This window comes from Crassaminicella profunda (genome assembly GCF_019884785.1).
In the GTDB taxonomy this organism is placed as follows: Bacteria; Bacillota; Clostridia; order Peptostreptococcales; family Thermotaleaceae; genus Crassaminicella; species Crassaminicella profunda.
In genome coordinates this window covers 3,148,407-3,159,978 of sequence record NZ_CP082326.1, presented here as the reverse complement: position 1 = coordinate 3,159,978, position 11,572 = coordinate 3,148,407, and the positions used below count along the sequence as shown (strand labels likewise).

The following is an 11,572-nucleotide window of genomic DNA, read 5'->3' as shown; positions in this document are numbered from 1 at the left end:
AATGATACAACTAGAGCAGCTGAAGCATGAACTAGGTTTACTAGAAGAGCCTTTAGACGATTTGAGGGTTTCTCTTTGACATCACTCACTTAAAATTTGAAGTAGCGGAATTAGAACAAAAAGCAATGGAGCCTAGCTTTTGGGATGATCCTCAGGAGGCACAGAAAGTTCTTCAAAAGGCCAAGGGGCTAAAGGATAAGTTGAAAAACTTTGAGGATACTCATGAAAAATACGAAGAATTAATTATTCTGATTGATATGGCCATTGAAGAGTCTGATTTGTCTGTAGAAAAGGAAATTGCAAAAGAATTTGAAAATCTAAAGGAATCCATAGATGATTTAAGAATAGAAACCTTATTATCTGGAGAATATGATAGAAATAGTGCTATTATTTCTATTCATTCAGGAGCCGGGGGATTAGATGCTCAGGACTGGGCTGAAATGCTTCTTAGGATGTATACTAGGTGGGCTGAGAAAAAAGGATATGGGGTAAAAACATTAGATATCTTGCCAGATACAGAAGCGGGCATAAAAAATGTAACCTTATTGATTGAAGGAGAAAATGCCTACGGATATTTAAAGAGTGAAAAGGGTGTGCATCGTATTGTAAGAATTTCACCCTTTGATCCATCTGGAAAAAGGCATACTTCCTTTGCGTCCCTTGATGTAATGCCAGAACTAGATGAAGATATAGAGGTGGATATTAACCCAAATGATCTAAGAATTGATACCTATCGCGCCAGTGGTGCAGGAGGACAGCATGTGAATAAGACAGATTCAGCTATTCGAATCACCCATATTCCTACAGGGATTGTTGTACAATGTCAGAATGAACGTTCTCAGCACAGTAATAAAGAAACAGCTATGAAAATGCTCATGAGTAAGCTCATAGAATTGAGAGAAAGAGAACATAAGGATAAAATTGAGGATTTAAAGGGTGACTATAGTCAGATTGCATGGGGAAGTCAAATCAGATCTTATGTGTTTCATCCCTATAATATGGTAAAAGATCATAGAACCAATGCAGAAGTAGGAAATGTTCAAGCTGTTATGGATGGGGAAATTGATCTATTTATGAATGAATATCTAAAAAAAGTATAAATAGATGATCATGGACGTGAAGTATATTCACGTCTTTTCTTTTCCCTTGCGGATATGTTTTTGCAGCTATATAATAAAATAGTAAATATTACAAAAAACTTGGCAAAAATCATTTTTTCCCGGGAAATATTCGACGGGAATATGGAAAATGTCCTGATGAAAGTTGTCAATGAAAAAAGAATGTTATTTGGAGGAATAAAATGAAAATAGTAAATCAGTTAGTAAAGGAATTTAATATTAAAAACTATCAGGTACAAGAAACGCTAAAACTGATAGATGAAGGAAATACCATACCCTTTATTGCACGATATAGAAAAGAAGCAACAGGTGGATTAAGTGATGAAGTTTTAAGAGAAATTTATGATCGGCTTACCTATTTAAGAAATTTAGAAGGAAGAAAAGAAGAAGTGATTAGGTTAATAGATGAGCAGGGAAAATTAACAGATGAATTAAAAGAAGAAATTCTTAAAGCAAGTGTTCTTCAAAAACTAGAAGATTTATATAGACCCTTTAAACAAAAAAGAAGGACAAGGGCTACTAAGGCAAAAGAAAAGGGACTCGAACCTTTAGCACAAATTATATTAAAACAGGAAGAAATAAAAGGTACAATAGAAGCACTGGTAGAACCTTTTATGAATGAGGAGTTAGAAGTAAATACAGTAGAAGATGCAATAAATGGCGCAAAGGATATTATTGCTGAGATCATATCTGATGTTGCTGAATATAGAGAGAAAATTAGAGATTTAAATTTTAGAAAAGGAATGATTCAATCTAAGGCTGCAGATGAAGAAGAGAAAACCGTTTATGAAATGTATTATGATTTTTCAGAATCAGTAAATAGAATTGCTAACCATAGAATTTTGGCTATTAATAGGGGAGAAAAAGAAAAAAAATTGAAAGTGAAATTAGTAAGCCCTGATGAGGAAGTATTAAATTATCTACAAAATAAAATAGTTAACAATCCAAAAGCTATTACTGTTGAAATTTTAGTAGAAGCTATAGAAGATGCTTATAAAAGATTAATTGGGCCATCTATTGAAAGAGAAGTTAGGAATAGTCTAACAGAGAGAGCGGAAGAAGAAGCCATTAAGGTATTTGCCAAAAATACAAAGCCCTTATTATTAATTCCTCCTGTTAAGGATGTAAGGTTATTAGCTATTGACCCTAGTTTTCGAACCGGATGTAAGCTTGCTATATTAGATGAAACGGGTAAATTATTAGATTATACAACCATTTATCCGAATGAGCCTCATAACAAGATTGAAGAGTCCAAAAAGGTGATGAAAACATTAATTGAGAAATATGATATTGATATGATTCCTATTGGAAATGGTACAGCTTCAAGAGAAACAGAAGTTATTGTAGCAGAAATGCTAAAGGAAATAGAAAAAGAGGTATACTATACAATTGTTAGTGAAGCAGGTGCATCTGTTTATTCTGCATCAAAGCTTGCAACAGAGGAATATCCTGATGTAGATGTATCTATTAGAGGAGCTATTTCAATTGGTCGAAGGTTGCAGGACCCATTAGCAGAGCTTGTAAAAATTGATCCTAAAAGTATAGGGGTAGGACAATATCAACATGATTTAAACCAAAGTAAATTAGGAAAAAGTTTAGAAAATGTAGTGGAAGATTGTGTAAATAGCGTGGGAGTTGATTTGAATACAGCTTCTCCTTCATTACTCAATTATATATCTGGGATTTCTCTATCTATAGCAAAGAATATTGTAAAATACAGAGAAGAGAATGGAAAGTTTTCTAATAGAAAACAACTGAAAAAAGTGAAGCGATTAGGAGACAAAGCCTATGAACAATGTGCAGGTTTCCTACGAATTTTTGATGGAAATTATCCTTTAGACAATACATCTGTTCATCCAGAGTCTTATGCTATAACCATGAAATTAATAGAAAAATTAGGTTATACCATGGATGATATTAAAGAGGGGAAGTTAAGAAATATTGATGAAAAAATAAAAGATATTGGAGAAGATATTGCTGAATTGGCCCAAGAATTAGAAGTAGGAGTACCCACTTTAAAAGATATTATATCAGAAATCAAAAAACCTGGTAGAGATCCAAGGGAAGAAATGCCTAAACCAGTATTTAGAAGTGACGTATTAAAAATGGAAGATTTAAAATTAGACATGATTATGACAGGGACAGTGAGAAATGTTGTTGATTTTGGAGCTTTTGTAGATATTGGTGTGAAACAAGATGGATTGGTACATATTTCTGAATTAAGTAACAAATTTGTAAAAAATTCAATGGATGTTGTTTCTGTAGGTGATGAAGTGAAGGTGAAAATTATTAGACTAGATATGGAAAGAGGCAAAATTTCTTTGAGTATGAAGCAGGTATAGAAAGGAGATTCATGTGAGTATAAAAACAATTTTATTTGATTTAGATGGAACACTATTAGATACAAATGAGTTAATTATTCAGTCTTTTCAGCATACTTATAAAACTCATTTGAAAAAAGAATATCCAAGAGAAAAGATTATCCGGTCCTTTGGAGAAATTTTAAAAATAACATTAGATAGAGAATGTCCTGAGTGTAGTAATGAAGCCTTAGAAACTTATAGAGCGTTTCAAGGAGTAAATTTTGAAAAGTTTATTACTATTCATACAGGTGTAAAGAAAGCTGTAGAGCAGCTTTATAAGAAAGGATATAAACTAGGGGTTGTAACCTCAAGGCTTAATGAATCAGCAAGACGAGGATTGAAGTTATTTGATTTAGAAAAGTATTTTGAGTGCATTGTTGGTGCCAATAATACAGATAAACATAAGCCAGATCCTACGCCAATACTTATGGCATTGGAAAAATTAAATAGTTATCCCAAAGAAGCTATGATGGTAGGAGATAGTCCTTTTGACGTACTTTGTGCCAAAAATGCAGGCGCTATTTCTGTAGCAGTAAGTTGGAGTGCACTTCCTAAGGAAATGTATTTAAAGCATGATCCTGATTATGTAGTAGATAGTATGGAAGAATTGATAAAAATAATAGAGAAATTAAATAAAGAATAAAAAATGTTTATTCAAAAAAGATATAAAAAAAGATTGATGTGCTGTCCAACATGAAAAGATGGTGGATGTCACATCAATCTAAAATAAGAAATGGCCCTTAAAAATAGGTGGTCATTTTTTTGTGTTTATAAAAATTAAAAATTATTTTTCGTTTAGTACCTCGTCAAGCTTATGTAAGAATTTTTCTGTTTGTTCTAGCGTACCCGTGCTTATTCTAATCCAAGAATTCATATTCCATAGATATCCTGGTCTAATGATGAAGCCCTTTTCCATTAGTTTTTGAAATGCTTCTTTTGAATCTATACCTAGATTTACAAATATAAAATTGGCATTAGATTTTATATATTCTAAATGATTTTCTTCAAAATATTTTTCCATTAGCCCTAATGACTGATAATTAAGAGATACAGTATTATGGATATGTTCTTCATCTTGTAAGGACGCGCCAGCTGCTGCTTGGGCAAGTCTATTTACATTAAAGACATTTTTAACTTTTGTCATTTCATTGATGATTTTGCTAGAGGTTAAAGTATATCCTGTTCGAACTCCAGCAAGTCCTGCTACCTTTGAGAATGTTCGAATGATCAGGGTATTAGGTCTTTTTTTGAGTATTTCTAGGCTGTTAGGATATTCAGGGTTTTTTATGGCATATTCATAATAGGCTTCATCTAATACAACTACTACATGGTCAGGTATATTTTCTAGTAGATCGTTGATTTCATCTTGTGTCATAATATTTCCTACAGGATTGTTTGGATTGCAAACAAAGATTAGTTTTGTACGATCATTTACTTTTTCTATAAAAGCTTTAAAATCATGTTTGTAATTTTTTAGTGGAATTTGGATGGGGACTCCGCCCATATGCAAAACACTTGTTGCATAGAGTCCGAAGGTAGGGGTTGCCATAATTGCTTCATCACCTGGATTGATAAAGGTATGCCCAATGAGTTTAATGATTTCTTCGCCTCCGTTGCTAACAAGGATTTCACCAGGATGAAGATTATATTTTTTAGCTAAATCTTCTCGTAAGGCTGTTGCTAATGAATCAGGATAGATATGAATATTTTCAGCTGCATCTTTAATAGCTTCTACTGCTTTTTTAGAGGGGCCTAAAGGATTTTCATTAGAAGCAAGTTTGATGATTTCATCTAAACCTAATTCCTTTTTTACTTCTTCAATAGGCTTTCCAGGGACATATCGTTTTAAGGAATGGACTTCTTTTCTAAATAAATCGTTATTGTTCATGGATTTATTCCTCCCTTTATAAATTGAATTTTTTTAATACTTGCTTATTCTTAAAATCTCTCAATTTTTTTTAGCTCCTTGTATAATATATTCAATAAATGTTTTATTCATTAAAACTTATCAATATATTTTGTCTTTATTCTAAATCCTATTCATGTGTGTCTTCTCTAGGGGCAATGAGTAGACCTGTTGAAAATGTTTTATGATAGGAAGAATAAAAATTGAATGATAGAAAATTCAACAAAAATTTTAATGTTTAAAAATTATTTGGTATATTTATATAATATTATAAATCAACGCATATGAAAAGAGAATATTGAGAATGTTTTTAAAATTTATCGAACGACAAAAGATTTGTAATAAAATAAATATTTACAGTATAATGGAAGTACTATGATTCTAAAATTTTTACATGGGAGTGATCTTGATGATTTTAAATATTATATTAGGACTTGCAAATAAATATGGAAATCTGTTTGTTTTCGCGTTCATCTTATCAAGATTAAAATCTTTTCGAAATTTAATTGCAAAAAAGCCAGTGAAATTATCTGATAAGCTGCTTTTATCTTTTGTTTTTGGTGTATTTGGAATTGTAGGGACTTATTTTAGCATAGAATTTGAAGGGGCATTGGTAAATACAAGGATTATTGGGGTTGCAACAGGAGGGCTTTTAGGAGGTCCATTCGTAGGTCTTTTGGCAGGACTTATAGCAGGAACCCATCGAGGAATGATTCTTGCTGGTAGCTTTACCACAACTGCTTGTGCTTTATCTACTGTATTTGAAGGCCTCATGGCAGGCTTTATGGGGAAATTTATCCAAAACAAGAAGAAAAAGTGGATGTATGCAGCTCTTACAGGAGCCATTGCTGAAAGTATGAGAAAGATTTCTGTGCTTATTTTTTCAAGACCCTTTGAAGATGCAGTTATGTTAGTAAAAGCTATTTGGATTCCTATGGTTGTGATTAATTCATTAGGGCTTGCTCTTTTATTTGTTATTATTGATAATATATTTAGTGAAGAAGAAAAAATGGGAGCTCAGCAGGCACAGCTGACCCTTAAGATTGCGGATAAGACTTTACCTTTTATTAAAAAGGGATTAAATAGTAAAGAAATCCAAAAGGTAGCAGAAAAGGTTTGTGATATGACAGAATATAATGCAGTCAGTTTTACAAATACAGAAAGAATTGTAGCCCATGCTGGGGCTGGAACGGATCGGCATGAAGTAGGGAAACCCATTGTAACAGAGATTACAAATCAAGTGTTAATAACAGCAAAACCTATTATGCTAGGACATTGTACAGAAAAATCATGTGAATATAGGAATCATAATTGTCCCCTTGAATCAGTGGTTATTTTTCCATTAAAAGAAGATGATAAAGTGATTGGAACTTTTAAACTTTATAAAGGGGTATCCAATGCCATTACATCTATTGATGTGGAGCTAGCCAATGGACTTGCAAAGCTTTTTTCTACTCAATTGACTTTAGGAAAGCTTGAACATCATTCAAAGCTTTTAGCAACAGCAGAACTTAAGGCATTACAGGCTCAGATTAATCCTCATTTTTTATTTAATTCCTTAACAGTAATTGGTTCACTTTGTAGAATCAATCCTGAAAAAGCTAGGAGTTTAATTACCCACCTTAGCAATGTTTTTAGAAAAAATTTAAATATGAATAAAGAGCTAATAGATTTAGAAGTCGAACTAAATCATGTAAAATCTTACGTAGAAATTGAGAAAGCTAGATTTGAAGATAAATTGGAAGTTATTTATGATATAGAAGAAAATTTAAATTGTATTCTTCCTCCTTTAACGCTACAACCTCTTGTAGAGAATGCTATAAAGCATGGATTATTGCCCAAAAAAAATGGTGGAAAGGTAAGTGTCATTGGCATAAAGCAAAAAGATGAAGTAATCATCTACATTGAAGATGATGGGGTAGGTATAGAAGAAGAAAAACTTTCACATATCATGAGTGAGGAGAATGTGCATAGGGATTCTTTGGGAATTAATAATGTCAATCAAAGGTTGATGGGAATGTTTGGAGAAAAATATGGGTTACAGATAGATAGTAAAGTAGGAAAAGGAACTTCTATTCTTTTAAGGATTCCTATTATAGAACACATTGGGGAGTGTGATCAAAGTGCTTAAGGTTTTTATCGTAGATGATGAGAAATATATTCGAGATGAGTTAAAATATTTTTTGAAAAAATATAAGGATATAGAGATTGTTGGAGAAACAGGAGATGGAGAAGAGGTCATGGAACTAATAAAAAAATTATCTCCTGATATTGTATTTTTAGATATTCAGCTGCAGCATATGAATGGCCTTTTATTGGCTCGAAAAATATTAGATCAAAATAATCCCCCTTTTGTTATTTTAGCTACAGCTTATAATGAATATGCTATTCAAGGGTTTGAAATCAATGTATGTGATTATATATTAAAGCCCTTTTCACAAGAAAGAATCAAGGCATCTATTGATCGAATAAAAAAACAAATCAATACGGATGATAAGGATGCTATAGAGAATGAAGAGGTAGAGATCAATAAATTATGTGTATCTCAGAATAATCGATTTATTTTGATGGATATACAAGAAATTCAATATATTGAGTCAAGACATCAAGATATGATTGTTCATGCAAGAGGAGAAGAGTATCGTTGCAATTTTTCGTTGAAAGAGTTAGAAGAAAGATTTAAAAAGAAAAGATTTATCAGAACCCATAAAAGTTATATTGTAAATATTGATTGTATCGATGAAATTATTCCTTGGTTCAATTATACGTATAAGATAAAGATCAAGGGAAAGGAAGAATCAGAAATACCTGTTAGTAGAAATTATTTAAAAAAATTTAAGAAAATACTAGGCATATGAAGTGGGGAAACTCACTTCTTGCTTTTTATTGAAAATAAATGTAGGTTATTTTAAAATAGTGCAACAAAATGTAAATAAATTTTAATAATTCTAAAAATAATATATAATTTTATTAAATTAAAAAGCAAGGGGGACAAATCAAATGAAGAGAAAACTATCTATGCTTTTAGTATGTATGTTAGTACTAAGTGTTTTTGCTGTAGGATGTTCAAAATCAGGGGATGAACCTGCATCTGAAGATCAAGCTTCATCGTCTAAGAAAACGTTTGTAACAATTGCTACAGGGGGTAGTTCTGGACCATATTTTGCAATTGGTGGAGCAATTTCTAACCTTTTAAATGAAAAGCTTGACAATGTAAATGCATCTGTACAATCTACAGGAGCATCTGCAGTAAATGCAACATTACTTGGAGAGCAAAAGGCTGAACTTGCTTTTGCTATGAATGATGTAATCAACTATGCTTATACAGGAACAGAAGTGTTCAAGGATAAAGGAAAAGTTGAAAACTTAAGAGGAATCGCTGCTCTTTATCCAAACTTTGTGCAAGTTGTAACACTAGAAGAAAATGGAATTAATGAGATTTCAGATTTAAAAGGAAAAAGAGTAGGTGTAGGAGCTCCAGGAAGTGGTACAGAAGTAAATGCTCGCCAAATTTTAGGAGCCCATGGTATTACTTATGAGGATATTGATGAAGATTTCTTATCTTATTCTGAAAGTATTGAGCAATTAAAAAATGGGGCAGTAGATGCAGCATTCTTAACTTCAGGACTTCCAAACTCAACAATTATGGATATTTGTACAACACATGATGTGAAAATTGTACCTATTAGAAAAGATGTGGTAGAAAAATTAGCAGCAGATTTTCCATTCTATTCTTCAGAAATGATTCCAGCAGAAACTTATGATAATAAAGAAGATGTTGAAACGGCAGCAGTTACAACATTACTTGTAACAAGAGCAGAGCTAAGTGATGATGTAGTATATGAAATTACAAAAACAATATTTGATAATTTAGATGCATTGCATCAAGCACATTCTGCAGCTAAGAGAATTAGTTTAGATACAGTAGAACAAGGAATGCCTATTCCATTACATCCAGGAGCAGAAAAATATTATAAAGAGCAAGGAAAATAATAGACAGGGCATTTAAAATGCCCTTTCTTTATACAATCTTTTTTTATTGATTATAGAAAATAAATAGATCATTATAGCCAAAATGAAAATAAAAAAAGATGTGTTTCTACTTCATAACTTTTGAAAAAAATTTTTATCTTTCATCATTAAATATTGAATTTGTTGATTTATAGTTAAATTATAAAAAATAAAGAGGGTGATAAGATGTCAAAGGAGCAAGAACAAGCATTAGGTCATGAAGCCATACTTGAAAAATATGATACAGAATCTAGATTTAGAAAATTTGACAAAAATAGTATTCCAGGAATGATTGTGTTTATTATGTGTCTTGGTTTGTCATTGTTTCATCTTTATACTGCAGCCACAGGACCACTGGTTACATTAATGCACAGGGCAGTTCATACTACAGCTGTTATGGCTTTGGTATTTATTTTGTATCCATTTTCTAAAAAATCATCTAAGAAGAAAGCAGCTGTTTTAGATTGGGTTTTTGCAGCACTTTCAATAGGCTTAGGGTTGTATATTGTGATCAATTATAATGCATTGGTACTTCGTGCAGGAATACCTAACGATACAGATATGGTATTTGGAATTATGGCAATTTTACTGGTATTAGAAGCAGGAAGAAGAATTACTGGAAATGAGATTGCAATACTTGCGGTATTATTTTTAATTTATGCTTATGTAGGACCTTATTTACCAGATATTATTGCCCATAGAGGATATGGCATAAAAGATATTGCTGAATATATGTATTTAACTACTGAAGGAATTTTTGGTATTGCTATTGGTGTATCTTCAACCTATATTTTCTTGTTTGTATTATTTGGTGCATTTTTATCTAAATCAGGCATGGGTCAGTTTTTTAATGATTTGGCAATGGCTATTGCAGGGCAAGGAAAAGGTGGTCCTGCAAAGGTGGCAGTTATTTCTAGTGGTTTGCTGGGTTCAATCAATGGTAGTGCCGTTGCAAATGTTGTAACAACAGGAGCATTTACTATTCCACTAATGAAAAAGATTGGATATGAACCAGAATTTGCTGGAGCTGTAGAAGCAACGGCATCCTGTGGAGGACAGATTTTACCACCTGTTATGGGAGCTGCAGCATTCATTATGGCAGAGTATTTAGGGATAAAATATATTCATATTGCAGCAGCAGCCGCTATTCCAGCGCTTCTTTACTATCTTGGTGTAATTGTGATGATTCACTTAAGAGCTTCCAAAAATGGTTTAACAGGAATTCCTAAGGAACAATTACCAAAGGTTTCTGAGGTTTTAAAACAAAGAGGACACTTATTGATTCCATTAATCATTTTACTATATCTATTGATTTCAGGAAAAACACCAATTTATGCAGCTTTTTATTCTATTATTGCAACGATTTTTGCAAGTGCATTAAGAAAAGAAACAAGAATGAGCTTTAAAGATATTATAGATGCATTAGAAGATGGAGCTCGTACAGCTTTAGGGGTTGCCATGTCTTGTGCCATTGTAGGACTTATTATCGGGGTTGCAACACTAACCGGATTTGGATTAAAGCTTGCAGGTGCCATTCTTTTCTTAGGAAAAGGAAATCTATTTATTACATTGGTTCTTACAATGATTGCATGTATTGTTTTAGGAATGGGTCTTCCATCTATTCCAGCGTATATTATTACAGCAACTATGGCAGCACCAGCCCTTGCGAAGATGGGTGTACCCCATCATGTATCCCATATGTTTGTGTTCTATTTTGGAATGCTTGCAAACTTAACACCACCTGTTGCATTAGCAGCATTTGCAGGAGCAGGTATTGCAGGAGGAAATCCAGCAAGAACAGGTTTTCAGGCGGTCAAGCTGGCATTAGCAGGGTTTATTGTTCCATACATTTTTGTATATTCTCCAGCATTGTTGCTAATTGATACAACACCTATTGGGATAATTATTGCAGTGATTACAGCTATTGTTGGGGTTGTTGCCTTAGGCGTATCAGTCGAAGGTCATTTGTTTACAAAAGTAAATGCAATTTATCGAATCGTTATGTTTGCTGCTGCTATTTTACTCATGATGCCAGGGGCAAAAACAGATATTGTTGGACTTGTATTGTTTTTAGCAATTTTCTTTATTCAAAAGATGAGTGGTAAAAAAGGAGATTTGATTACGGCATAAAAATAGGCTGTTTCTTTATGAAACAGTCTTTTTTATGTCAAATT

General features: G+C 32.5%; 8 protein-coding genes. 7 read left to right on the top strand and 1 reads right to left on the bottom strand.

The annotated features are described in order from the left end of the window. Window position 1 precedes the first annotated feature (1 nt). The 3 genes from prfB to ppaX all read left to right on the top strand — a co-directional run bounded on the left by prfB (window position 2) and on the right by ppaX (window position 4,124). Window positions 2-1,100 (top strand): peptide chain release factor 2 gene (gene prfB / locus K7H06_RS14675; RefSeq protein ID WP_223036786.1). Its coding sequence is split into 2 segments (ribosomal slippage): window positions 2-76 and window positions 78-1,100, totalling 1,098 coding nucleotides; the frame shifts between segments, so codons are not numbered across the junction. A gap of 200 nt (window positions 1,101-1,300) precedes the next feature. Next, window positions 1,301-3,460 (top strand): Tex family protein, encoded by a 2,160-nt coding sequence (locus K7H06_RS14670; protein ID WP_223036785.1) that lies wholly within the window; start codon window positions 1,301-1,303, stop codon window positions 3,458-3,460. A 13-nt stretch (window positions 3,461-3,473) separates the two neighbouring features. Continuing rightward, entirely contained in the window at window positions 3,474-4,124 is a 651-nt protein-coding gene (ppaX, locus tag K7H06_RS14665; protein WP_223036784.1) for a pyrophosphatase PpaX, read from the top strand. A gap of 141 nt (window positions 4,125-4,265) precedes the next feature. Here ppaX and hisC read toward each other — a convergent pair whose 3' ends face one another. Beyond that, window positions 4,266-5,369 carry a histidinol-phosphate transaminase gene (gene hisC / locus K7H06_RS14660; protein WP_223036783.1) on the bottom strand — a complete coding sequence of 368 codons (1,104 nt, stop codon included), beginning with the start codon at window positions 5,367-5,369 and terminating at the stop codon, window positions 4,266-4,268. Between the two features lie 427 nt (window positions 5,370-5,796). Between hisC and K7H06_RS14655 the strand changes: the two genes are divergently transcribed. The 4 genes from K7H06_RS14655 (at window position 5,797) to K7H06_RS14640 (ending at window position 11,528) form a co-directional block, all read left to right on the top strand. Next, entirely contained in the window at window positions 5,797-7,518 is a 1,722-nt protein-coding gene (locus tag K7H06_RS14655) for a sensor histidine kinase (RefSeq protein ID WP_223036782.1), read from the top strand. Then, complete coding sequence (locus tag K7H06_RS14650) at window positions 7,511-8,245, top strand: LytR/AlgR family response regulator transcription factor (protein ID WP_223036781.1); 735 nt, start codon at window positions 7,511-7,513, stop codon at window positions 8,243-8,245. Before K7H06_RS14655 ends, K7H06_RS14650 begins: the two co-directional genes overlap by 8 nt. Window positions 8,246-8,387: 142 nt before the next feature. Next, entirely contained in the window at window positions 8,388-9,380 is a 993-nt protein-coding gene (locus K7H06_RS14645; protein ID WP_223036780.1) for a TAXI family TRAP transporter solute-binding subunit, read from the top strand. A gap of 204 nt (window positions 9,381-9,584) precedes the next feature. Further along, window positions 9,585-11,528, top strand: coding sequence for a TRAP transporter permease (locus K7H06_RS14640; RefSeq protein ID WP_223036779.1), 1,944 nt, complete (start codon window positions 9,585-9,587; stop codon window positions 11,526-11,528). Window positions 11,529-11,572 lie beyond the last annotated feature (44 nt).